Annotated in this window: 22 protein-coding genes and 2 pseudogenes; 7 read left to right on the top strand and 17 right to left on the bottom strand. The window is 61.2% G+C overall.

Annotation, left to right across the window (positions count from 1 at the left end):
- Nucleotides 1-108 precede the first annotated feature (108 nt).
- A complete protein-coding gene (locus OKW28_RS12335) occupies nt 109-1248 on the bottom strand; it encodes an ABC transporter ATP-binding protein (protein WP_429445847.1) in 1140 nt (379 codons plus the stop codon).
- 204 nt (nt 1249-1452) lie between these two features.
- Between OKW28_RS12335 and OKW28_RS12330 the strand changes: the two genes are divergently transcribed.
- Nucleotides 1453-2469: a LacI family DNA-binding transcriptional regulator gene (locus OKW28_RS12330; RefSeq protein WP_090809209.1), complete on the top strand. Its 1017-nt coding sequence runs from the start codon at nt 1453-1455 to the stop codon at nt 2467-2469.
- A 4-nt stretch (nt 2470-2473) separates the two neighbouring features.
- On the opposite strand, the gene OKW28_RS12325 is transcribed toward OKW28_RS12330, so the two are convergent.
- The 3 genes from OKW28_RS12325 to OKW28_RS12315 are packed head-to-tail and all read right to left on the bottom strand — an operon-like array spanning nt 2474 to nt 6038.
- Entirely contained in the window at nt 2474-3475 is a 1002-nt protein-coding gene (locus tag OKW28_RS12325; RefSeq protein WP_429445845.1) for a 4-hydroxythreonine-4-phosphate dehydrogenase PdxA, read from the bottom strand.
- Nucleotides 3476-3498: 23 nt separating this feature from the next.
- Nucleotides 3499-4674, bottom strand: a complete 1176-nt coding sequence (locus tag OKW28_RS12320) for an L-rhamnonate dehydratase (protein ID WP_429445843.1) — start codon at nt 4672-4674, stop codon at nt 3499-3501.
- 23 nt (nt 4675-4697) lie between these two features.
- Nucleotides 4698-6038 carry an MFS transporter gene (locus OKW28_RS12315; protein ID WP_429445842.1) on the bottom strand — a complete coding sequence of 447 codons (1341 nt, stop codon included), beginning with the start codon at nt 6036-6038 and terminating at the stop codon, nt 4698-4700.
- Between the two features lie 136 nt (nt 6039-6174).
- Here OKW28_RS12315 and OKW28_RS12310 point away from each other — a divergent pair, with 136 nt between their 5' ends.
- Nucleotides 6175-7110, top strand: a complete 936-nt coding sequence (locus OKW28_RS12310) for a LysR family transcriptional regulator (protein ID WP_429445841.1) — start codon at nt 6175-6177, stop codon at nt 7108-7110.
- On the opposite strand, the gene OKW28_RS12305 is transcribed toward OKW28_RS12310, so the two are convergent.
- Nucleotides 7085-8422, bottom strand: a complete 1338-nt coding sequence (locus OKW28_RS12305) for an MFS transporter (RefSeq protein ID WP_429445840.1) — start codon at nt 8420-8422, stop codon at nt 7085-7087. The genes OKW28_RS12310 and OKW28_RS12305 overlap by 26 nt on opposite strands.
- 265 nt (nt 8423-8687) lie before the next feature.
- Between OKW28_RS12305 and OKW28_RS12300 the strand changes: the two genes are divergently transcribed.
- Together OKW28_RS12300 and OKW28_RS12295 are read left to right on the top strand one after the other, a co-directional pair.
- Nucleotides 8688-9056: a hypothetical protein gene (locus OKW28_RS12300; protein WP_429445838.1), complete on the top strand. Its 369-nt coding sequence runs from the start codon at nt 8688-8690 to the stop codon at nt 9054-9056.
- A gap of 80 nt (nt 9057-9136) precedes the next feature.
- Nucleotides 9137-9316 (top strand): annotated as a pseudogene (locus OKW28_RS12295) (LysR family transcriptional regulator); the annotation flags it as partial.
- Between the two features lie 20 nt (nt 9317-9336).
- On the opposite strand, the gene OKW28_RS12290 reads toward OKW28_RS12295, so the two are convergent.
- From OKW28_RS12290 to OKW28_RS12280, 3 genes are read right to left on the bottom strand one after another with little or no spacing between them, the layout of a single operon-like run.
- Nucleotides 9337-9747 (bottom strand): hypothetical protein, encoded by a 411-nt coding sequence (locus tag OKW28_RS12290; RefSeq protein ID WP_429445837.1) that lies wholly within the window; start codon nt 9745-9747, stop codon nt 9337-9339.
- The gene (locus OKW28_RS12285; protein ID WP_429445835.1) at nt 9740-10432 is read right to left on the bottom strand and encodes a M35 family metallo-endopeptidase; all 693 of its coding nucleotides are present in this window, start codon (nt 10430-10432) and stop codon (nt 9740-9742) included. The genes OKW28_RS12290 and OKW28_RS12285 overlap by 8 nt, the downstream gene beginning before the upstream one ends.
- Nucleotides 10425-10871, bottom strand: a complete 447-nt coding sequence (locus OKW28_RS12280; protein ID WP_429445833.1) for a hypothetical protein — start codon at nt 10869-10871, stop codon at nt 10425-10427. The genes OKW28_RS12285 and OKW28_RS12280 overlap by 8 nt, the downstream gene beginning before the upstream one ends.
- Nucleotides 10872-11082: 211 nt before the next feature.
- Between OKW28_RS12280 and OKW28_RS12275 the strand changes: the two genes are divergently transcribed.
- Both OKW28_RS12275 and OKW28_RS12270 read left to right on the top strand, forming a co-directional pair.
- Nucleotides 11083-11340, top strand: a complete 258-nt coding sequence (locus OKW28_RS12275) for a hypothetical protein (RefSeq protein ID WP_429445831.1) — start codon at nt 11083-11085, stop codon at nt 11338-11340.
- Nucleotides 11325-11737: pseudogene (locus tag OKW28_RS12270) on the top strand (hypothetical protein). The gene OKW28_RS12275 and the pseudogene OKW28_RS12270 overlap by 16 nt, the downstream one beginning before the upstream one ends.
- Before the next feature lie 22 nt (nt 11738-11759).
- On the opposite strand, the gene OKW28_RS12265 reads toward OKW28_RS12270, so the two are convergent.
- Genes OKW28_RS12265 through OKW28_RS12250 form a run of 4 tightly spaced genes read right to left on the bottom strand, consistent with a single transcriptional unit; the run spans nt 11760 to nt 16161 of the window.
- Nucleotides 11760-12095 carry a hypothetical protein gene (locus tag OKW28_RS12265; RefSeq protein WP_429445829.1) on the bottom strand — a complete coding sequence of 112 codons (336 nt, stop codon included), beginning with the start codon at nt 12093-12095 and terminating at the stop codon, nt 11760-11762.
- Nucleotides 12096-12128: 33 nt separating this feature from the next.
- On the bottom strand, nt 12129-13214 hold the full coding sequence (locus tag OKW28_RS12260; RefSeq protein ID WP_429445827.1) for a sugar-transfer associated ATP-grasp domain-containing protein: 1086 nt from the start codon (nt 13212-13214) through the stop codon (nt 12129-12131).
- 2 nt (nt 13215-13216) lie between these two features.
- Entirely contained in the window at nt 13217-14599 is a 1383-nt protein-coding gene (locus OKW28_RS12255) for an undecaprenyl-phosphate glucose phosphotransferase (RefSeq protein WP_429445825.1), read from the bottom strand.
- A 41-nt stretch (nt 14600-14640) separates the two neighbouring features.
- Nucleotides 14641-16161, bottom strand: a complete 1521-nt coding sequence (locus OKW28_RS12250) for a mannose-1-phosphate guanylyltransferase/mannose-6-phosphate isomerase (RefSeq protein WP_429445823.1) — start codon at nt 16159-16161, stop codon at nt 14641-14643.
- 634 nt (nt 16162-16795) lie between these two features.
- On the opposite strand from OKW28_RS12250, the gene OKW28_RS12245 reads away from it, so the two are divergent.
- Nucleotides 16796-18103 carry an O-antigen ligase family protein gene (locus OKW28_RS12245; RefSeq protein WP_429445821.1) on the top strand — a complete coding sequence of 436 codons (1308 nt, stop codon included), beginning with the start codon at nt 16796-16798 and terminating at the stop codon, nt 18101-18103.
- Here OKW28_RS12245 and OKW28_RS12240 read toward each other — a convergent pair.
- The 5 genes from OKW28_RS12240 to OKW28_RS12220 form a co-directional block, all read right to left on the bottom strand.
- The gene (locus tag OKW28_RS12240) at nt 18079-19269 is read right to left on the bottom strand and encodes a glycosyltransferase family 4 protein (RefSeq protein ID WP_429445819.1); all 1191 of its coding nucleotides are present in this window, start codon (nt 19267-19269) and stop codon (nt 18079-18081) included. The genes OKW28_RS12245 and OKW28_RS12240 overlap by 25 nt on opposite strands.
- A gap of 51 nt (nt 19270-19320) precedes the next feature.
- Entirely contained in the window at nt 19321-20637 is a 1317-nt protein-coding gene (locus OKW28_RS12235; RefSeq protein WP_429445817.1) for a lipopolysaccharide biosynthesis protein, read from the bottom strand.
- Nucleotides 20638-20653: 16 nt separating this feature from the next.
- Nucleotides 20654-21664, bottom strand: a complete 1011-nt coding sequence (locus OKW28_RS12230; RefSeq protein ID WP_429445815.1) for a glycosyltransferase family 2 protein — start codon at nt 21662-21664, stop codon at nt 20654-20656.
- 69 nt (nt 21665-21733) lie between these two features.
- Entirely contained in the window at nt 21734-23191 is a 1458-nt protein-coding gene (locus OKW28_RS12225) for a hypothetical protein (RefSeq protein WP_429445814.1), read from the bottom strand.
- An 18-nt stretch (nt 23192-23209) separates the two neighbouring features.
- Nucleotides 23210-24325, bottom strand: a complete 1116-nt coding sequence (locus OKW28_RS12220) for a glycosyltransferase family 4 protein (protein WP_429445812.1) — start codon at nt 24323-24325, stop codon at nt 23210-23212.
- Between the last annotated feature and the right edge of the window lie 30 nt (nt 24326-24355).

The following is a 24355-nucleotide window of genomic DNA, read 5'->3' as shown; positions in this document are numbered from 1 at the left end:
TTGTCTACCTTGTTGACCGGCCTACGTAGCGTGGCCGGCGATGTAACCCGCTCTATGGCGGAATTCAGCTTGACGAACCGTTGAAGCAGGTCCGCCGTCGACGATCGATCAGGCGGCCGCGCGTTCCGGCTCGAACGTGCTACGCCGCAGCGCGAGTCCCTGTTCGTCGAACAGATGACAGGCAGCGGGCGGAACATGGACGCGGATGCGCTCGCCCGCACCGAGCGGCGTATCGCCGGGCGCCTTCGCGATCAGCGTGCCTCCCGCGTGGTCCGCGTGGATATAGCTGTGCTCGCCAAGCCGTTCCGATAGCACGGTCGCGCACTGAATGAACTGTTCGTCGCCATCGAGCCGCAGATGCTCGGGGCGCACGCCGAGCGTGACGCGCTGGCCGCGTTGCAGCCGTTTACCGTCGACGTGCGCGACCAGCTTTTCCGCGCCGGCCACGAGCGCCACCGTCACACGCCCCGGTTCGATCGACTCGACGGTCGCATCGACGAAGTTCATACGCGGCGAGCCGATAAAGCCCGCGACGAAGCGCGACTTCGGGTGGTGATACAGCTCGAGTGGCGCACCGCTCTGGGCGATGCTGCCGTAGCGCTCGGCATCCGCGCCCGCATGCAGCAGCACGATGCGATCGGCAATCGTCATCGCTTCGACCTGATCGTGCGTGACGTACACGACGCTCGCATTCGCGAAGCGCTGATGCAGACGCGCGATCTCGACGCGAGTCTGGCCGCGCAGCGCGGCATCGAGATTCGATAGCGGCTCGTCGAACAGAAACACGCCCGGCTCGCGCACGATCGCGCGGCCGATCGCGACGCGCTGCCGCTGGCCGCCCGACAGCGCTTTCGGATGTCGTTCGAGCAAGCTTTCCAGTTGCAGAATCCGCGCGGCTTCGCGCACCTTGCGCTCGATCACGTCCTTCGGCTGCTTCGCGAGCTTCAATCCGAACGCGATGTTGTCGAACACGGTCATGTGCGGAAACAGCGCGTAGCTTTGGAACACCATCGCGACCCCGCGCTCGGCTGCCGGCACGTCGTTGACGAGGCGGCCGCCGATATGCAGCTCGCCTTCGCTGAGGTCTTCGAGACCGGCAATCATCCGTAGTAAGGTCGACTTGCCGCAGCCCGAGGGGCCGAGAAACACGCAGAATTCATGCTGGGCGATCTCCAGATCCACGCGCCGGATCACCGGCGGATGGTCGCCGTAGGCCTTTTGCACATCGCTCAAGCGAATCGTCGCCATGCTGTCTCCGCCTTGATTTAACCGCTTAAATTTTCGCCGAAATAAAACGCCTTGGCCTTGTGCCGGCGGCATTTAATCGCTTAAATTCGAGTGCGACGGATAAAGTCATGGTGGGTGTCTCCGTTACGTTTTTGAGAAAGTTAGCAATGTCGCAGGCCGTTTGCAACATTTGAATTGATCTCCCCAAATATGGGATAACCCGACATGGTCACGTTGTCCGAAGTCGCGAAACGCGCGCAGGTTACCGCCGCCACGGTCTCCAACGTGCTGCGCAATCGCGAGAAAGTCCGCCCTGAAACGGCTGAGCGCGTGCTGCAGGCGATCGCCGAACTCGGCTACCGGCCGAACCTGAATGCGCGCGCGCTCGCCGAAGGCCGTTCGTCGACGCTCGCGCTCATGCTGTCGAACATCTCGAACCCGTTTTACCCGGAGTTCGTGCTCGCCGCCGAGCGCGCGGCGCGCAAGACCGGCCACTTCCTGATGGTCTGCAATACCGATGACGATGCCGAAATCGGCCGCGCGTATCTGAACCAGATCGCCGGCACGCTCGCCGACGGCGTGCTCGTGATGAACACGGACATCACGATCAACGACCTGTGCGCGTCTGCGACGCATAGCGCGCCGATTCTGCTCGCCATGTGGGAGCACCCCGAGTCGCCGCCCGAGCTACCGTGCATCGCAGTCGACTTCGCGCGTGCCGGCGAGCTGGCCGCGGGGCATCTGCTCGGACTCGGCCATCGCGAGATCGGCTTGCTGATCGGCGACGGCTGCGGCGGTTTGCAGGACGCGCGCTCGAACGGCTTTCGCGCCGCGATGCGCATGGCCGGCATCGAAGCCGATGCGGCCGCCGTGCTGCAGATTCGCGACTCGATCGACGCCGGATTCGCCGCCTGCATGGAACTGATGGCGAACCGCCCGCAACTGAGCGCGATCTTCGCGACCAACGACCTGCTCGCGATCGGCGCGATTCAGGCGTTGATCACGCTCGGCCGCTCGGTGCCCGACGACGTGTCGGTGATCGGCATCACCGACATTCAGCTCGCGCATCAGGTGCATCCCGCGCTGACCACGGTCGCGATTCAAACCGCGGCCGTCGCGGAGTTGTCGATCAAGAGCCTGATCCGTTTGATCCAGACGCCGGAGCGGCAGCCGTCGATGGTGCTCGGGCCACCGCCCGAGCTCGTGGTGCGCGCCTCGACCGGGCCGCGCAGGAAACGCTGACGCGTTAGTTCACGCGCTCGGTCGCCATCCGCGTGACGATGTCGAACGCCTTCTGCGTCGCGCCGACGTCGGCCTTGCCCTGGCCGTGGATGTCGAACGCGGTGCCGTGCGCGGGCGTCGCGATCGGAATCGGCAAGCCGCCGTGCACGGTCACGCCGCGCCAGAAACCCATCAGCTTCATCGCGATCTGGCCTTGATCGTGGTACATCGTGACGACGCCGTCGAAGGCCTTCTGGTCGCGCGCGCGCACGAAGATCGTGTCGGCGGGAAACGGTCCCTGCGCGTCGTAGCCGAGCTCGCGCGCGGCCTCGACGGCCGGCGCGATCACGTCGATCTCCTCGCGGCCGAACGCGCCGTTGTCGCCGTTGTGCGGATTGAAACCGCATACCGCGATACGCGGCTGCGGATGGCCGGCTCGCTTCAGGCCTTCGTGAATCAGCCGCACCGCGCCGACGATGCGCTCCTCCGACAGCTTCGCGCTGACGTCCTTCAACGCCATATGCGAGGTCACGCGCGAAGTCCATAGCTCGTCGAGCACGTTGAACTCGCAGAAGCTGCCCGTGTAGCCGAGCTGCTTCGCGAACCACTCCATCTCGTCGCCGGTTTCCATGCCGGCCAGATGCAGCGAGGTCTTGTTGACCGGCGCGAACAGCATGCCTTGGGTGACGTTGCTTTGCGTCAGCGCGAGCGCGTGCCTGAACGCGGCGAGACTATAGCGGCCGCCGCGCTCGGTCGCCACCGCACGCTCGAAAGCTTGATCGCCGGGCAGACGGAAATCGATCAGCGACGGCACGCCGTCGCGTTGAAACGCGGCATGCGCATCTTCGACCACCTCGTAATCGAAGCGCTGCTGCGCGATCTTCATGCCGGTTTCGAGCTCGCGCCGGTCGCCGATGATCAGCACCTCCGCGCGCGCCCGGTTCACCCGCTGCGCGAACAGACGCGCGATCAGCTCGGGACCGATACCGGCGGGGTCGCCAAGAAGGACTGCGATGCGTGGCTTCATGTGCTTTCCTCGGATCGGTCCACTCATTCGACGATGTTGAAGTCGGCAAGATACCTGTCGCTCAACTTGATGCCAAGACCCGGCACGTCGTCCGACAGTTGCAGATAGCCATTTTCCGGCTGCGGCTCGCCTTCGAAGATGTAGTAGAACAATTCGTTGCCAACTTCGACATCGAACACCGGGAAGAACTCCGACATCGGGCTCGCGGTGCTCGACATCGTCAGATGATAGTTGTGCATCTGTCCCGCATGCGGAATCACCGGCACCGACCACGCTTCGGCCATCGCGTTGATCTTGCGCGCCGCCGTGATCCCGCCCACGCGATTCGTGTCGTACTGGATCACGTCGATCGCGCGGCGTTCGAGCAGATCCTTGAAGCCATAGCTCGTGAACTCATGCTCGCCACCCGACACCGGCATCAGGTTCATCTTCTTCAACTCCTGATAGCCTTCGACGTCGTCGCCGATCACCGGCTCCTCGATCCAGCGTGGATTGAATTCGGCGAGGCGCGGCAGCATTCTGCGCGCGTATTCGAGCGTCCAGCCCATATAGCATTCGAGCATGATGTCGACTTCGTCGCCGACCAGTTCACGCAACAGACGCACCTGTTCGATGTTCTTCGCCATGCCTTTCGGGCCGTCTTTCGGACCGTAGCCGAAGCGCATCTTCATCGCGGTGAAGCCGCTGTCCAGATAGCTTTCCGCTTCGCCCAGGAAAGCGTCGCGATCGTCGTTGTTGTAAAGCTTCGACGCATAGCACCAGATCTTTTCTTTCGTGCGCCCGCCGAGCAGCTTGAACACCGGCTTTTTCACGGCCTTGCCCATGATGTCCCACAGCGCGATATCGATCGCGGAGATCGCCGCCATGCCGATGCCTTTGCGGCCCCACGCGAGCGTGCGGCGATACATCTTCTGCCAGATGTATTCGTTGTCGAACGGGTCTTCGCCGATCGCGATCGGCGCGAGGTATTCGTCGATGATCTGCTTCGCGATGCGCGGCGCGAGCGCGCAATTGCCGATGCCCACGGTGCCGTCGTCGCATTCGACTTCGACGACGAGCCAGCCGTGAAAGCGGAACGACCCCATCGCATCGCCACGCTCGTACAGAATATCGACCGCGTTCGTGCAGAAATGCGCTTGCGGCGGCACGACTTTGCCTTTCCACTCGAAAACACGCGTTCGGATATGCTTGATTTTCATGTTCGACGATTTCCTTCAGAGAGTCAGTGGCCCGGGCGTTCGCCGAGCGGGCCGCTGCGATGAGAGACGGAATGGGAGGCGGCCGGGGCGAAGCGGAACGTCAGCAGCAGCAATGCGCCGATCAGTCCGACCACCGCGAGCGAGAACATACCCGCCTGCGAAGAGCCGATCGCGCGCTCGGCCAGCCCCTTCAGATTCGGCGCGACGAAGCCGCCCAGATTGCCGATCGAATTGATCAACGCGATGCCGCCCGCGGCCGCGGCGCCGCCCAGGTAACCGGTGGGCAGCGTCCAGAACAATGGCTGCACGCAGACGAAACCGATGGCGGCGAAACAGAAGGCGGCAATTGCAAGCGTGACCGACGACGTCATCGCCGACGCGGCAATGCCGAACGCCGCGAGCGCGAGCATCGCCGCGGCCCAGGTGCGGTGATGACCGTGGCGGTCGGCGTAGCGCGTCACCCAGAACGTGCCGATGATCGCGGCGATCCACGGAATCGCTGTCAGCATTCCGACCTCGACGCCGACATGGCCGCCGCTTGCGAGCCCGGCGATGCGGGTTGGCAGATAGAACACGACGCCATACACGCTCATCTGCACCGCGAAGTAGATCAGGCCGCAGGACAGTACGCGCGAATCGCGCAGCGCCGCGAGCACCGAAGCCGGACCATGCGCGAGCTTCTGGCGGTCTTCCTGGCGCAACGCGTGATCGAGCGCGTCACGCTCTTCGGCATCGAGCCAGTGCGCCTGCACGGGCCGGTCGGTCAGATAGAAGTAAGCGACGACACCCACCACCGACGCCGCCAGCCCCTCGACGACGAACAGCCATTGCCACGGATGCATGCCGAACGGATTGCCCGCATCGAGCAGCAGACCCGAGATCGGGCTGCCGAGCAGGAGCGCGAGCGGGAAGCCGAAATAGAACATGCCCATCGTCTGCGAGCGCGTTTTGGCGGGAAACCAGTTCGACAGGAACAGGATGATGCCGGGAAAGAAACCGGCTTCGGCGATGCCGAGCAGCGTGCGCAGCACATAGAAGCTCGTGGCGCTGTCGACGAAGGCGGTGCACGCGGACACGATGCCCCACGTGACCATGATGCGGCTCATCCAGACGCGCGCGCCGAAGCGGTACATCAGCAGGTTGCTCGGTACTTCGAACACCGCATAGCCGATGAAGAAAATGCCGGCGCCGAACGCGAACGCCGCATCGCTCAAGCCCGTGTCGGCCTGCAGCACGTTCTTCGCGAAGCCGACGTTCGCGCGGTCGATGAACGCCAGTACGTACATCAGGATCAGAAAAGGCAGCAGCCTCGTGCGCGCTTTGGTAATCGCGCTGTCGAGCGCGGGGCTCGCGGTCATCGTCATGCGTCGTCTCCGGTTTTGTCTTGTCAACGCGAACGGCGTTGCGATTGCCGTCCTGCGATAACCGCTAGTGTGCGAAACTATCCGATAACTGACCACTGAATAATTCGAATCGGCCGATTCGCTAAAGTTATCGCTCATGATCCCGCCCGCCTCCACCATTCGCAAACGCTTGCGCCTGCGTCATCTGCAACTGATGGTCGCGCTGTCGGAAACGGAATCGCTGCGGCGTGCCGCCGACGATCTCGCGATGACCCAGCCCGCCGCGACCAAGGCCTTGCAGGAACTCGAAGACACGCTCGGCGTATCGCTGTTCGTGCGCCATGCGCGCGGCATGGAGCCGACAATCTTCGGCGAGGCCGTGATGCGCTATGCGCGCGTCGTGTTCCAGGATCTCGACGAGCTGCGCGAGGAGTTGGCCGGCATCGAGGCCGGCGACATCGGCAAGGTGCGCATCGGCGCGGTGATGGCGCCGTCGCCCGAATTGCTGACAAACACGATCGTCAAGCTGAAGGAAGCGCACCCGCGCCTGCAGATGGCGGTCACGATCGACACCAGCGACGTGCTCGTGCAGTCGCTGCAACAGGATCAGCTCGATATCGTGATTGGCCGGATTCCCGATGGCTTTCCAGCGCTCGATCTGAGCTTCGAGACGTTGGCGGAAGAGGCGTTGTCGATCGTCGTGCGGCCCGATCATCCGGCCGTGAAAACAGGCAAACAAACGGGCACGCGGCCGAAGCTCGCGGACCTCGCGCGCTATCCGTGGATCGTCCAGCCGCATCCGAGCCCGATGCGCCAGGTCATCGATCAAACGTTTCGCGAGTCGCGCGTTGCACCGCCGGTCAGCACGGTCGAGACGTCGTCGATTCTGACCACGCTGTCGTTGCTGCGCGATTCGGACATGCTCGCTGTGCTGCCGAGTTCGGTCGCGCAGTACTACGTCGCGCTCGATGCGATCGCCGCCATCGCGACACCGCTACGCGGCCGGCTTGCACCGTATGGGCTGATTCTGCGCAAAAACCGGCGCATCACGCCGGCGATGCAACTGGTCATCGATTCGATTCGCGCGGCGTGAGGTTTTCTGCGAAGCGCAATTCGCCGCCCGCATTGATGTCCGCGAGATCCGGGTGAGCGCGAGCCGCGTCGAGCGGAATATCCGGCCGCATGAAGAAGGTCGCGACGATGCCGAGCGCGAGCAGTCCGAGCGAGCCCGCGAAGGGCAGCGTCCAGCTACCCGTGCGGTCCACGATCAGGCCGAACACGATCGGCGTGAAAATCCCCGCAACCGCCGAGCCCGCATTCACGAGCCCGCTCGCGACACCGACGTGCCGCGGGCTGATGTCCATCGGCACGGCCCAGATCGGCCCGATCGTCATTTCGAGGAAGAAGAACGACAGGCTCATGCACGCTGCCATGACCGGCAGCGACTTCACGACCATCACCGGCGCGAGGAACACCAAAGCGCCGAGAAACGCGCAGATGATCACGTTGCGGCGCGCCGCGACGACGTTGCGCGTTCGCTTCAACACGCGGTCGCTGAGCACGCCGCCCGCGGTATTGCCGACCACGCCGGACAGAAACACGCCCGCGGAGAACATCGCCGAGCTTTTCAGATCGAGGCCGCGACCGTGCATGAAGAACGTGGGCAGCCAGGTGAAGAACAGCCAGCCGGTCCAGCCGTAGCAGAAGTAGACGAGCATCGTTGGTGCGATGCGTTTGAGCAGACGCCGCCACGGCGTGGGCTCGCGCGTCGCTTCGACCGCGGATTGACGGACCGGCGGCAATTGCGTTTCCTGCTCCGCGGTCATATGGCGATGCTTGCGCGGGTCGTCGGTGAAATACCATGCGTAGATCACGACCCACACGAAGGTCAGCGCGCCGACCGCGAGAAACGACACACGCCACGACGAATACGCGACCAGCAGCGCGATCAGCGGCGGCGTAATCGCATTGCCGAGCCGCGAGAACGAATGCGTGAGGCCTTGCACGAAGCCGCGCCGGTTCGACGGGAACCAGTTGGTCAGCGCCCGCGCCTGCGCGGGCAGCGCCGCGCCTTCGCCGATGCCGAGCAGCAGCCGCGCGCCGAACAGCGACGCGAGCCCGCCCGCGAGACCGGTCGCGACCGTCGCGACGATCCAGATGCTTGCGCAGGTCACGAGCGTGAGCTTCGCGCCGAAGCGGTCGCTGACCCAGCCGCCGATCACCTGGCACAGCGCGTACGTGTATGCGAACGCGGCGAACACGAGGCCGACGTTGGTATTGCTCAGATGCAGATCGTCGCGGATCAGCCCGGCCGCTGCCGACAGGTTGACGCGATCGAGATACAAGATGAACGACATCGCGCACATGAGTGCGAGAACCGCCCGGCTGACCTTGGGTCGCAGCATCGTCTCCTCCGGATTGTCGCGTGAGCCCGCGCCGATGCTCCGACGGTAGCGTCCGCTATGGCTTGTTTTGTGCGCACATTATCAGAAGACGGGTGATAGTTGACTAATGAATTGTTTGGATACAGCGATCACTGGGGGTTATCGCTTTCATCCTTCGCCCATAGCCGAGCGTTGACTATCAGGTATAGATTTGGGCTCCATGCGACCGACCCGCAGTACGGCGCAAAACTGATCAGCATCATTCGCTCACGCCATCTCGATCAATATGATGTTCGGTAAAACAGACAAAACCTTGAGGACACGATTGGTGACCTTCGCTCCGCTTCTCGCCAGCGTGCACGCAATGGCATCGGGGCAGACGACCGCCACAGCGGATCAGGCAGCGGACCGGGCAGCGAAAGTTACCCAGAGCCACCATCTATCCTCCAACCGCACCCAATGCCTGATGTTCGACGTATCCGATGAGAAGCGCTATTTCATCGTCGGGGTTCATGAGAAACACACCCCCGAATGCGGTGGCGATCCGGCTACCGCACCGGTGCTGTTCTTCCTGAAGATACGCAAGCGAGATGGCTACGTCGTCACCAATCAACGTGACGGGGATCATTTCGCGCCGCTCCCGCCGAAACAATGATCCCGGACCCGCCACCACCACGGCGGGTTCCGCCTCTGTTGCCTCGCACCCCGCACTGGTTGTGCTCGCTCTTGCCCAGCATGAACCTCGGGGCTCTACAGTGCTTCGTCATTCTCGCGGAGGTACTCAACTTCAGCCGCGCCGCGAAGCGGCTGCATACCGCGCAGCCCGCGCTGAGCCAGCAGATCCGCTCGCTCGACGAACTGCTCGGCACGCGGCGGCGTCGACCGCACGCGGCGGATCGACTCAATCACAACTTAACGCACATTGGATGTAAGCGCTATTGACCCGTACAACACTTGTTAGGACAATCGGGCTCAAACGATATTTCAACACGCCGGCCGTTTTCGACATCGTTCTTCGAATAGACGCGCGAACTGGTCTTTACCGTTCCACGCAAGAAGCCAAATTGATCCAGCACCGCTTTACCCGCTATCAGGCGAGCTTGGGCCAATTGGGTTGCGTTCTGTTCGCGTTCCTCAGCATGCCCACTTACTAGCGTTGTTTCCTTGACTTTGTGATTCGCATATGTAATCTTTTGATCGACTACCCAGTTAGCAAGCCTTAAAACCTCATCAGCGGGGATAACGGCACTATTCGGTGGAAAGTAGATATCGAAATTCTCGCCAGGCATACACGCAAAAACATGTCCCGATATCAGAGCCGAAATGATGACGTAAAGTTTACGCATGGTAGATAACGTATCCGGCGATGCTGTCAGCGTTATCGATTGCCTGTTCGGGATTCGTTCCTCCCCACGAAAGGCACTCGTTCATGAAGTACTTCCAATCTTTGGTTCCCATAGTGTCTTGAAAGTGACTCGCCTCATGAATGAGCGTAGAAACAATTGAATCCTTGTCCCAAGAGAAGTCACGCATTGAACAAAAATCCAGGTGTATAGCGATCGTGTGTGTTTTGGTGTCTGGCGCGCATACTTCAGCGACCACGCCAGATCTTACGGGGTTTGGTACGCATCCCACGTATCTCGACGTATCAGGTTCCCATCGGACGAAATTGTCACCGGATAACCCTCGCAACACGCGAACAATTGATGTTAAACCATTCGCAAGCCGGTTTCTTGCTGACTCGTCGCAATAGCCAAACCATGCTCGCACGCGGTCCTGATCTGATGCTGACCAGCGTGCCAAATCCCCCAGGCGAGTCCCAACGTAACCAACAGCACGATCCCGGTACTTCAGAACCATGTCGCGAAAAACTTTGTTTGACATTTTCGGGCAAATCTTGTCTGTATTGATTGTTACATGGACCATTGAACCGGGGTTTGTATTCGTAATAGCACCAGTGTGTACCTCGAACCATTCTTCATTTTCGTCGGTCTTGAACCCGTATTTATTCCGATCATCAAAATCATTCATCCCTGATTGCCTCTGCAATATAAAACCTCAAGCTCGATTCAAAAATAGTCGCGATACGCCCGGTTTTCCCTTGCGCATTCGTAGTTCCCGTTTTCACCCGCTCACCGTCAAGAATGATCCGGTAACGCACATTAGCGAGCGGTTTGCCGTCGCGATCTTTGAGCGCGTATTGCTCGTCGTGAGTGAAACGCTTCGACGCTGGCTCTAGCGCTGCCTTGCGTCCGCGGCAATCGCACGCCCATGCGTAACCGAGGGCTTCGGCCATATCGTAGCCGTTTGAATACGACCGAAGCCTATCCATCGGAAACCATTCGCCGGTTTCGACGTTCAGAGCCATTGCGGACGGCATTGGCGGGAAGTTTGAATATATTGGATATGTCACGCGGCAAAGCTGGCATTCTTCCTTGCCCCCGGCGTCTTCCTGTTTCTGTTGCTCCATTTGACCTCTGCTGGTTCTCCAGAACATACCCGACGAATTAACCATCTAAAACGAATCACAGTCAATGACTTTAATCTGAGATAAAACCGTTTTTACAGATATTCACGATCGTTGCGGGTATCTGATTTTCAGGTCCATCTTTCCGGTATCGCCGCTCAACAAGAAAAGACGGCATTGAGCCGCCTTCTCCGTCAGTGATCGACGCCGGTCAGTGCCAGCGAGAACCGCTGCCGCGCCCGCCGGTGTCAGTCGTCGGTGGGAAAGCCTCTCGGCCGCTCTGCGCGCCATTGCGCCGACCGATGTCGACGCGGTCATCGAAGGCGCGCGGCGTCAGCGGGTCAAGAAAGCGGCGGTGCTCGCGTCGATTGCCAGCAGCACGTTCGAGCGCGGCTGGGTCAACGTGCAGCGCGACCCGGATGATGAACAGCTTATGAGCGCCTTGCCACCAGCCACATGGCGCACTACCTGAACGCTGCAAGCCTTCTCGATCTCGCGCGCGCGGCGCAGCGGCGCCCGGTGCGACAACGCGCCGCCGCGCCTTGCGAATGCACGGGCACTCCCCTCGACGGCTGGCAATCGCAACCGCTGTCGCTCGACGAAACGCTGTTCGAGAAGACCGGCACACTGGTGCCGGGGGATGATCCCGAGCCGACCTTCAGCGAATATCTGTCCGATAAAACGAGCTACTGGTCGGCCGATGCGCCGGTCGCGCCGCGCTATTTCCCGTACAACCGCTGCGGCGTATGGCAGTGCTCGACCTGCGGGCGACTGTACATGCGCTATGTCGAAGCCGGCCGTATTTTGTCGATCGCAGGATTCGCGCGGTAAATGCTGATCTGATCGAGGACGTGCCACTGCCGGCATAACGCGGTTCGCCATAGCCGCGCTTCACGCATCGTCCTTCCCCGTGGGCGCGACGCTCAGCAGTTCTCTAACGCGTCGCGCGAGATTCGACAATGCGCCGCCGGACCGCGCGACGGCCTGCTGTCTGTGTGGCATACGTTGCAGATCGTGCCAGTCGTCATCGAGCGCTCTTGCGTGAGCGTCCGCGCCATATGGCCATTCGACCACCACCGCGCGCAAGCGGGCGGCGCGCGAGCTTCTGTCGGCGCGATCGATATACGCATTGATCTGCGACGCCTCGTACCGCGCCGATTCCTCCGAATCCACGGCAATGAAGTCGTTCAGTCCTTCGATATGGACGCACCATAACTGTTCGCTCACGTCGCGTCTCCTACGTTTTTTTGGCCTGCCCGATCAGCCCAGTGACAGCCGTGCAAACTCAGGTTCGGCCCTGAGCCGTTCCCAGTTCAGATCCGCGAAGCACGGGCCTTGCGTCGCCTCGCTGAATTTGACGTCGTTGTGCTTGCCGTTCCACTCCATCACCTTGACCTGGCCGTCCGCGTCGACCGTGAGATCCCAGCCGATGCAGCGCGCAAACGGAATCTTCCTGTGCAGGCGTAGCACGGTGGCCATGCATTTCTCGAAACATGGAATCTTCACGCCCGCAAAGCGCGCGCCCGAGTCTGGATGCGCGTCCACCGCGGCCCAGTCGCTCATATACCCCTCGTCACACAGTTCGCCTGTTTCGAGTTCGACCGGCACGCATACCTCGCGATCGCTCAGCACATGTGTATCGTCCGCCCTGCCGAGTCGCAAGTAGCAGGCTCGAATGGAAATTCGACCGGCCTCGTCCACCACGGTCGTGAAGCGCAATGTCGCCACCGGCTGCGCAGCAAACGTAGTGAACAGACTGTGCTGGTTGATGAACGTCTGAATCACGCCATTGCCGAGCGATCTGATGACCGCTGGGTCGAAGTTGGCACGGTCGAAGAAGTAGACGCCGTTGCCCTGTCCGGAACCGTCGAGCTTGAATACGACGCGTTCGGTATGCTCGAACACGACGTCTGTCAGATCGCGCTCGGGCACCACGACGCCTTTGTCGGTAAAGAACAGCCCATTGGCAAAGTACGCGACGTCCGGCAATTCGTCGCCGTCGAAGATCAGCCGTGAAATCGGCTTGAGGCTCGAAATCTTGCCGTACCAGCCTTGCATATGCGGCACGACGACGATGCCGTAGTAGTTGTCCGGAATCCAGCCTTCCTTGAAGGTGCCGCAAAACGCGGTATAAACGCGCAGCCAGGGTGCGTAGACCGGGTCGCCGAACACGTCTCGCGCATAGGTGTCCGCGAGCCGCAGTTTGTTCCGATCGGTCTTGCCATACCTGCTTTCGAGTCGCTCCAATATTTTTCTCGCCTGCAATTCGTGATCGTGGTGAAAGCGGTAAAGCGAGACCCGCTTCGCAGATCGTCTCACTATGTTTTCAACTCCGGATAGCATCATGCTCAGTACGCGTTTGGATGATGAAGCCCCTTGAAAATCGTGGCCAGAATGATCTTCATGTCGAGCCAGAACGACCAGTTGCGCAGGTAGTACAGATCGTGTGCGACGCGGCCCTCCATCTTTTCCAGGCGATCGGTTTCGCCGCGATAGCCGTTGATCTGCGCCCAGCCGGTAATGCCGGGTTTGATCCGATAACGGTGGATATAGCCCGACACGATGTTCTGGTAGAGATCGTCATGTTCGAGCGCATGCGGGCGCGGCCCCACCACCGACATATCGCCGCGCAGCACATTGAAGAACTGCGGTAGTTCGTCGAGACTCGTGCGGCGCAGGAACGCGCCGACGGTCGTGATGCGTGGATCGTCGCGCGTGGCCTGTTCGAGAATGCCCGGCTTCTGCTCGTGCAGGCGCATCGTGCGGAACTTGTAGATCGTAAATACGCGGCCGTCGGCGCCTTTGCGACGCTGCGTGAAGAACACCGGCCCGCGCGAACTCAGTTTGACGGCGATCGCGCAGCCCAGCAGTATCGGCGAGATCGCGATCAACGCGACGAGCGCGAACAGACGATCGAACAGGTCTTTTTGCACCAACGCCTTCGGCGGCAGCGGCGACACGGCAAGATTGATCGTCGGCAAGCCGAGCAACTCGGTCATGCTCCCTTCGAACAGCGCAAGCGAGCGCACGTCGGGCATGAAGCGCACATTGATCAGGTCGTTGCGAAACTCCGCCACCAGCTTGAGAATCGCGCGCTCCTCGGTGAGCGGCAGCGCCAGCCACACTTCGCCGATCTGCTGTTCGCGCACGTAGCGAGCGAACGCACCCTGTTCTTCGAAGACCTGCACCGACGAGCGCGGCGGAATGCAGCAGCCGGGGTGCAGGTTATACAGCGCATTCGCGCGAAAGCCGGCCGCGGGCGACGTCTCGATCTTATGGATGATCTCGTCGCAATGTTCGCCGCACGCCGCCACCGCGACCTGCTGCAAGTTCATCCCCGCATGACGCATGCGCCCAAGCAACGCATGCGTGACCAGCCGGCCGGCCATTATTGCCGCGCCCGAAATGCCGGTCCAGTACACGAACCAGAGTCGCGACACGAAATCGATCCGGTGCAGCGAGAACATCAGCACCATCGCGCAGGCCTGCACGACGAGCCAGCCGAGCGCCACCTGGCTCGCCAGCACTCTTTTCGAGCGGCCACGCCACGATTGGTAGACGCCGAGCGCCGGAAAGACCGCGAGAGCAAACGCCGCGGCAAAAGCGACGAAGGCGAAATAAAAGCTCCATTGCGAGCCGCTGTCGAAGCGGATCTGGGAGGCCGCAAATGCCCCAGCCACGATCATCGCGACGTCGAACGCTCTCGCCAGTAGACCAGTCAGCAATCGCATCACAGCTCCCTCATAGGACGTAGCAGGTCGACTCCGTCGCATCAGCCACAACGCCCGTACTTGTCGTCGAAACGAACGATGTCGTCTTCGCCGAGATAAGTACCCGACTGCACCTCGATGATCTGCAGCGGCACGCGGCCCGGATTTTCGAGCCGATGGCGAACACCCAACGGGATATAGGTCGATTCGTTTTCGCCAAGAAGAAACTGCTCTTCCCCACGCGTGACGTGCGCGGTTCCACACACCACGACCCAGTGCTCGGCGCGATGATGATGCATCTGCAACGACAGACGGCCGCCGGGCATCACGACGATGCGCTTCACCTGAAAGCGCTCGCCATGATCGATCGAGTCGTAAAAGCCCCACGGGCGACGCACTTTTCTGTGCGCATCGGCCTCCGGCGACTTCTCGGCCCTGATCCGCGACACGAGCCCCTTGATGTCCTGCACATGCGAGCGATCCGCGACGAGCACCGCGTCGTCGGTCTCGACCACGATCATGTTGTTGGTGCCGACGCAGGCGAGAAGCCTGCCTCCTTGCGAGCGTGCGTAGGTCGCGGTGGCCCCTTCGAACAGCACGCGGCCGCTCGCCGCGTTACCGCAGTCGTCCTTCTCCATCGCTTGCCATACGGCATCCCACGAGCCGAGATCGGACCAGCCTGCTTCGAGCGGCACCACCACGCCCGAAAACGCCGACTCCGGTTTGCCAAGCTGCTCCATCACCGCATAGTCGATCGAGTCGGACGGCGAACCCAGAAACCCCTCGGCGTCCGGCACGATGCATTCTTCAGTCTTCTTCGCGTCGCGGTATGCCTGAACGCAGGCCGCGTGCATGTCCGGCTGAAACTGCTCGATGATGGAGAGCCAAACCGACGCTCGCACGACGAAGATGCCGCTATTCCACCAGTAATTGCCCGACGCGACGTACTGGGCCGCGAGTTCCGTCGCGGGCTTCTCGACGAAGCGCTCGATGCGGCGCGCGCCGTCTGGCAATGCGTCGCCGAGCCGGATATAACCGAAGCCCGTGTCCGGCCGTTCGGGCGGTACGCCTAGCGTGACGATCGCGCCGTCGCGCGCATGCCTCGCAGCGATGTCCAGCGCGTGGTGAAGCGCTTCGAGATTCGCGATCGCATGGTCGGCGGGCATTGCGACCAGAATGGCGTCTTCGTCTTCCGCGCATGCCGTCAACGCGGCAAGCGTCAATGCCGGCGCCGTATCGCGACGCGCGGGTTCGACCACGATCCGCGCCTTCACGCCGATCTCGCGCGCCTGTTCGTAAGTGGCGAAATAATGCTCGGTTCCGCAGACGATCACGGGATCGGCCGCGACGTTCCATGCGCCATCAAAACCCGCCATGCGCCCCATGGTTGCTTGCAGCAAAGTCTGATTGCCGATCACGTCGATCAGTTGCTTTGGAAACTGTTCGCGCGACACCGGCCACAACCGGGTGCCGGAACCACCGGCGAGAATCACCTGCACCAGCGTCGGAAACTCCGCCTCGGCAGAATCCTGTCGTATCGTTTCGACATCCGCTGCGGCTGCTGCCGCGGTAACCTTGCCCATCGCTAACTCCTTCGCATTGAAACCGGCTGGGAACGCGTCTCCCTCGAGGACACCGCATAGCGCGGTGTGCCGCGATCCACGCAAATACCGTCTGATGTGATTGATGACAGGCGTCCGCGTCAAACGGACCAGACCAGTAGTTCAGTTCGCAGTGAAAGATGCATGCGCCTACGGCGAATCCGGCTCAATCGGGAAGTACCGAAACTGACTGGCCGAATCGCAATGGTCTGCTCGACAACGACGACCGGAAAACGATTGAAACGAAAGATCGAATGCGGCCAACGACCTGCATCGGATCTGGTCGACATCGTGCCCCGATGAATTCATCATAGTGAGACCGCATTACGACGCAGCCCATCTGGCGCGAAGCGCGGAAGTTTTGGCGGTGCTCGCGGACTGGATTTAACAAGCTTGCGAACGAGCTTGCACTTCTATTGCAGGGCGCGCGATTGGAAATAAGCAGCGACACGTGCTACCGTTTAATGAACGTCCCGTGGCATTCATGTCAAAGATACACTGCGGTGTGATCCCCGCGCGGGCCACACTGTGAGTTTTCCGCTGTTCCCAACCTCGCCATCATCCAGCGCATGGGCACAACCCCAACCGGCGCGCCACTCGTTTTTCTGGAGTTGCAATGGCCTATATTTCGCTACTCGCACTTTTCCTGACGGTCACGAATTTTGTGCCCATCAGTGCGATCGGCTTTGTCCCGTTGCTATTGCTGGCATGGCGCTTTTACGGCCGCAGTTATCCCGCGTTCATCGCGCCGCTTACCGCTTTCACGGTGCTCGCGACGGTCTCGACGCTGCTCTATGATCCGCAGTCGTTCCTCGACTTCGACTTTTATCGGCGCGACGGCAATTTTTTCATTTCCTATGCGCCCATTTTTGCGGGTTTCGTGTATGCGCACCGCTGGGATCTGAACAAGGTACTGCGTGCGCTGTTCATTTTCGCGGTCATCATCAATCTGCCGATGTACGTCTACTACATCGCCACGAACGGGCTGTTCAGCATCTTCGTTAATCCGACCGACAGTTTCGGCAGCTACTTCATTGCGCGCAACGCAGCCGGCGGCTTCCTGGCGATGCTGTTCTGTCTCGGCGTAGCGTGCTACCTGCAAAAACGCAGCAAGCTGCTGATCGCGCTGCTCGCCTGCAATGTGCTGATGCTGTTTTCGACCTACAGCCGTGGCTCGCTGCTTGGCGCGGCGGCCGTTCTGCCCTATCTGTACTTTGGCCGCAAGCGCTGGATTCTCGGCACGCTGATAGCCGTGCTGCTGCTCGCCTCGGTCGCCATCGCGATTTACCATACCCAGCCGAACGTCGACTACATGGGCTATACGTTCGCGATTCACGCCAATGACGCCAAGGTCAACAACCTCAACATTCGATACGAGTGGTTGTGGCCGCGAGCGCTCGCGTATTTCGTGCAAAGCCCGCTCGTCGGTCTCGGCTTCGGCTCCTTCGACGACCACATCGGCAGCCTCACCTCGTACTTCCATCTGTTCGCGGTGCCGTCCGACGTGGTGATCGAGCACAGCGACTCGCACGCTCACAACTCGTATCTGAATATCCTCGCCGAGCTCGGCGTAGTGGGCTTGACGCTGATCCTCGCGTTCTTCTGGAGACTGATCGAGTGGAGCAGGCAGGGGGCGGCGCATGCCGCGTTGGTCGAGGGCGGCCGCCAGTTCGCGGCGTTCCGCTTCGTCGAGATTTCGTCGGTTTGCCTGCTGGTGATGTCGGCAACCGAGCATCGGCTGGTCACGCCGTCGAATGTATTGATTCTTTCTCTGGTGATCTCGCTGCTGCTAGCCGCGCGTCCGCTGGCGGCCACCGCATTCAGGCCCGGCCCGCGCGGAGCGCGCAAGGCGGGCATCGTGGGCACGCGGGCTGCACAGCCCGTGCCCCAGCGCCCGACTCAGGGCGTAACGTCGGCAAGATGACGTTCTTCGGCCGGCAGCGACTGACTCGGTGCATAGGGAAGAAACTGTTCGACGCACGCATACGGGAGCCGCGCGTCGACAAAGCCCATCAGCGCCTTCTTGAAGTTCTCCGACGAAAACCGCTCGGCATTCTTGCGGCACACGCGTGCGTCGAATAGGGCTGCGTTGCTCTCGAACCGGGTAACGGCTTCGAGCAACGACGCGGTGCTTTGCTCACCGAAGAAAACCCCGGTGGGTCGCTCGAGCGGCAATCCCACCACCGATTCAAGCGCGCCACCGCGGCCGAAGGCGATCACCGGCGTGCCGCATGCCTGCGCTTCGACCACCGAAATGCCGAAGTCTTCTTCCGCCGCGAACACGAACGCGCGCGCGCGCCGCAAATGATCGACCAGCACATCGGACGGCTGATGCCCGAGAATCTGGACGTTGTCGCCGGCCACCGATTTGATCTTCTTCATCTCGGGACCGTCGCCGATCACGACCAGCTTGCGTTCAGGCGTTTGCGAAAAGGCCTGAACGATCAGATCGATACGCTTATAAGGCACCATCCGCGACGCCGTCACGTAGAAATCCTCTTTCTCCGTACCAATAGGCATGTTCACCAGATCGACCGGCGGATAGATCACGGTCGCTTCGCGCTGATAGGCCTTTCTGATACGCCGCGCAATGAACTGAGAATTCGCGACGAGATGATCGACGCCGTTCGCGGAGCGCGAATCCCAGCCTCGAATGTAATGAAGCAGCACGCGCGCCAACGCGGAGCGCAGCCCTGTGTCCAGATGGGATTCACGCAGGTATTGATGTTGCAGATCCCACGCATAGCGGATCGGCGAATGAATGTAGCTGATATGCATCTGGTTCGGCCCGGTCAACACGCCTTTCGCGACCGCGTGCGAGCTCGAAATGACGAGATCGTAGCCTGACAGATCCACCTGCTCGATCGCAATCGGCATCAACGGTAGATAGGCGCGGTATCGTCTTCGCGCAAACGGCATCTTCTGGATGAATGACGTGTTGACAGACTTCCCCTTCACGCAATCGCGGTCTTCGAGAAAATCGACAATCGAAAAGACGTCCGCATCCGGGAAGCACTCGATGATGTTCTTCAATACTTTCTCGGCGCCGCCGGACACTACCAGCCAATCGTGAACAATAGCGACTTTCACTTCGACCTCCTGTGACAATCCACCCAAACTCCCACACACTCACGCGCCACTTCAATCGTCCTTTGCGCCGTCCGCCTGCGTACGAAGCCCGCACACCACCCGCACCCGCTCGAGCGCCCGCTCGGCGCCGGGCACCAGCCCGACCAGCTCGAGGCGAATCAACACGCTGAGCAGCGTCACCGACAGCGCCGCTTCGCCAATCACCCGAGCAGAGGCCATGCCAATCGCGCCGAAACGCGGCGCGAGAAAGAGCGCCGCTGCGAGATTGACCAGCGCCGAGGCGACGCCGGCAATCGCGAGCACCCGGTCTTTCCTGCGCGGCACGAATACATAGAGCGCGACGAAATCATTGAAAGCCGCGAACGGGAACATCCATGCAAATACCTGCAATACGTGCACACTCGGCTCGAACGCGGCGCCGAGAATCAGCGGCAACACGAAAGGCGACAGCGTCAACGCGCCGCACAGCACGAGCACGCCATAGCCGAGCAGCAAGATGGCGCCGCGCCGCGTCGTGACATGCGCGCCCGCCTTGTCGCCCTGCGCGAGTTGCCGGGATATCGTCGGAATAAAGACTTGCGCCGCGGGGGCCATCAGGCTGAGTCCGATCGACGCGAAACGCTCGGCCGCGCCGAAATAGCCGACCTCCGCGGGCGTCGAGAACAAGGTCAGCAAATACGTCGACGATGCCGTCAGGACGACGGAGCCGGACGAATAGCAGAACAGCATCGTCGACCTGCGCACGAGCGGCAGGACGCCGGCAAACGCCAGACGCGGCCAGCCGAGTTGCCACGTCGTCAAACCGTGGGCAATGATCAAGGACGCGACACCCGCAACCAGCAGACTCGCCAACACCCATACGGCATCGTTCGGTCCTTTGACGAGAGTCAGCACCAGCACGAGACTCAGCGCGAAGCCGAACACTTCGATCACGATCGGCGTTCGAATCTGTTGCCGCCCCTGAAACAGCCAGCCGAGATTGCATGCCGACACGATACCTAGCAAGGTCGCGAGCAGGCCGATCAGCGGCCGCTCCGACAATAACGGTGAACAGAACGTCGCAATGATGCCGATGCCCGCGCCGATCACGGCGAGTGTCAGCCGCGCGCTGACCTGCAGCGAATAGATCGCATTGCATTCCTGGGTCGACTGCGCTTTCGCCACCTCGCGGATGCCGACGAAGGTAAAGCCGAAGCCGACGAGCATCCATATCACGTTCATCAGCGACATCGACGCGAGTACCCGGCCGTATTCGGCCACGCCGAGCACCCGGCCATAGAACGGCACGACAATCAGGAGGTACACGTACCTCATGAAATAGCCGGCGTAAACAAATACGATCAGGTTGGCGCTCGTTCGTCTATCCATGCCGTCCTCCTTCGCCTCAGCGTCCTGCGACGCGACGGCGCGCGAGCGGGTTCGCGATATAACGCACCGCGAAATCCGACAGCGGCGAATAAGGCACGAGACACAGGCTCGACAGTACGAGCGTGCCGAGCTTCTTCTTCAGGCTCCAGAACGGATTCGCAATGATCGTGTGCAGATAGTTGCGCGAATCGAGGATCATCCAATGCCAACGCCGGAACAGGGTCGCGCGATAAACGGAAGAGCAGAATGTCGCTTTCTCGTGTGAGAAGTCGAGAAATGTTGCCGGTAGTTCTATGTCGAGCCGGTCTTTGGCGATATTGCGCAGAATGGCCCAGCGCATGTTGAACGCGCGGGGCGCTTTCGTCAGTTGTTCCGAGTTCGCGAACGACACCGTTTGACTGCCCGCGTTATGCACCCGGTAGCCGCCTAGCGACTTCGACACGGTAGCGATCGGTCCAGCCAGCGCGACGCCATAAATCGCATAAAAGTCCGCGCCATAGCGATTCACGCCCTCTTCGGGAACCGGGAAGATCTGCTTGAGCGCGCTCACCCGGTATGCATTGCCAGACGCGGGCGGCGACGGATAGAGCCACCCGCCGCGCAGCAGCCTGCCGCAGTCGCGTGGCGGCTCGCTATTCGGCACGTAGGCACCCGTCAATGCGCCTTCGTTGTCCATCACGTCGAGCCGGAATTGCACCTTGGCCCACTCGCCGCCCTCGAAAAAGCGCATGACTTCGGTAACCGCGGATGGGTACAGCACGTCATCGGAATCGAGAAGGATCACATACTCGGTGGTGAGCGACGCGATTGCATAGTTGTAGGCGGATACCTGCCCGCCGTTTTTCTTGCACAACGTCAGTACGCGATCGCCATAGCTTTCGATGATCGCGCGCGAACCGTCGGTCGAGCCATCGTCGACGACCATGACGGTGGTCGCCGGATAATCCTGCGCGAGCGCCGAGTCGATCGCCGCGGCCAGATAGTGCTCGTAGTTGTAATTGCAAATCGCAATGGTGACCTGCTTCATGATGTGTCAACGCTATCCATCAGGTTCGATCCGCCGGCTCCCGGCGGTCGTCATGCTCGCGAAATATCGCTATGCCACTGCCTGCATCACACGACGTACCACGAGATAAGCCAGATGTTTGGGCGGATTATTACCAGCGCCGTTCACCTGGTCGGGTACCTTGAATCGCACGTTCATCAAATCGTTGTCCCAACTCAATGCAACCTTGTCCGGTGCGCTCGCCTCGCCGCTCAGCGCATCGATGAAATCGACCTGCACCGCGTGCGAGCGCAGCGGCTGCAGCCCGCCGATGGAAATGTTCTGCCAGCCCGCGCTGCTGCTCACCTGCATCACGAGGTCGTTGCCGGAAAGCAAGGCATTGGCAGCAACACCCGGACCGCATTGCAGCGGCTTCGAAAAACTCGCCAGATGCCCACCCGCTGTTTGACGCAACACGACCAAGCTTCGACCGGAAACGTTGTAGGTTCGTTCAGGCGGACCGGGATGCGTGAGACGAAACGGTTCATAGCCGTCCCAGTGATAGATCATCGACAGGTACTTGTTCGGGTCGTCCCAATTCCTGCCGAGCGCCCACACCGCGAAGTCGAAGAAATAACGCGGCAAATAGTGCGGGTCTTTCATGTACTCGTTGCCGATCTCCGTTTGCCAGATGCCGCGCGCGGGACCGCTCTTCACGTATCGCTGGTACAGCGATTCCATATCGGCAACCGGCAAATAGTGCGTGTCGATGTAGTCGACCCAATCGAGCATGCGCTCTTTCAATACCGGACTGCGATATTCGAGCCAGCGGTGGAAGTTATCGAGGCCGCCCTGGTCCGGCCAGCCGCCATACACCACATATGCGCGATAACTGCGAATGATGCGGGCCGCCGGAATATGAATCCGCTCGACGTAATCCTGCATCGCGCGCTCATACGGTTTCGAGCGTTTTTCGTCCTTGCTGAACTCCGGGCCGTGCCAGAACACGGACTGAGGCAAGCCGCCGGACAACTTGCCGGCCGCCTCGTTCCAGATCTGGAAATAGCGCAGGTTATAAGGCGGCGCCGAATACTTGCGAACCACCGCGTCGACATACTGCTTCCACGCATCCACGTCGACGGGTGCCGAATTGCTGTCGCCCGGCACAGTCGCATTCCATCTCGGCGTATAGCCGAGCATCAACAGCGAACCGATTCCATTGCGTTCGTTTCGCAACAGTGCCGACGGCAGATCGATATCGAACGCCGAGCTCGTTTTGTCGATGCGCATCGCCTCGCCGGGCCGATCAGGTTGGCCAGGGCCGACCGTGTCACGGCCCCAGCTAATGCCCATCGCTCGCCACATCTCGATGTCGGCGGCCGATCCGGCCCAGCCGTTCGTGCCGATCAGATCGGTCATCATGCGGGCGCGCGCGTTCGCGGGCGCTGGGTCCGGTACCAATGCGAGAGCGGGCCGAAGACTCGACAACGGCGCGGCCGCACCCGCCGCCAAGGCGGCGAATGTGCGCAATGCTCGTCTTCTGCCAGCACGGGTCTTCATGCGATCCATGTTCGTGCCCACCCATCGCTAGCTCGCGGACGCGCGCGGCGTCAGTTCGGGCAGCCGCTCGCCAGTCTTGACATCGAGGATTTCGAGCACCGTTTGCGCCGCGCGCTCCCAGCGAAACTCGCGCGCATGCAGCAGCCCCGCACTGCGATAACGTTGGCGAAGATCGGCGTCGCTCATCATCTGCGCGATCTTTGCGGCGATGTCGTCCGCGGAGGTCGCGTCGCAGTACATTGCGGCATCGCCGCACGCTTCCGGGATCGACGTGCGCGCCGACGCGATCACCGGACAGCCGCAATACATCGCTTCCAGAGGCGGCAGGCCGAAACCTTCGTACAACGACGGAAACACGAGGCAGCCAGCGCTCTCGTACAGTGCCTTCAGCTCCGCGTCCGACACGCAACCTGCCCACACGACCTGCCGCGAATGCACAGGATGCTCGACGCCTGCACCGCTGAAGATGCGCGGATACTGTTTTCCCACGATGACGAATTTGACGTCGCGCAGATGCCCGAGCCGCACGATCGCATCGAGCACGCCGCGCAGATTCTTGCGCGGATCGAGACTGCCGACGATCACGCAATAGGCGTCCTTGTTCAATTCGAGCCGTTGCAGCACCGATGGGTCGGCAACGATCCGGTCGAAATGATCCGCGGCGGGCGCCACCACTTTCACACGCGATTCGTCGATTTTCAGGTGATGGCAGATACGCATTTTCGAAAACGTCGAGACCGTCAGAACGATCGGATGCGTGCGCGGCAAGAACGCGAAACAGATGCGATACCAGAGCCGGAATTTCCTCGAAAATCCTTGCGGCACGTCAAAGACGGCCATGTCGTGAACCATCACAACCTGACTGTGCTTGAACAGCGGGTTCGTATTGCACAGACTCAGCAGCGTGATGCCGCGTGCGGCGATTGGCAGCGTGATCTGCTCCCACAGCGTGCCGCGCAGCCACGGAAAGCGCCGTTGCGGTTTGAGCAGCGCCCCCGGCTCGACGGCGTTTTGCGGCACGAACACTTCCGGTTCATCACCGGGCGCGGCGCGCATCTGCATGGCCCGCGTCAGCTCATACGCCACGCGTTGAACTCCCGTGACGGACTGCGAAGTAAACTTTCCGTTGATTGCAAAGGCCATCTGGTTCTCCGTTTTACGCCATCGCGAACG

The organism is Paraburkholderia sp. 40 (genome assembly GCF_050434105.1).
GTDB classification, from domain to species: domain Bacteria; phylum Pseudomonadota; class Gammaproteobacteria; order Burkholderiales; family Burkholderiaceae; genus Paraburkholderia; species Paraburkholderia tuberum.
This window is presented reverse-complemented; position numbering and strand designations above follow the sequence as displayed.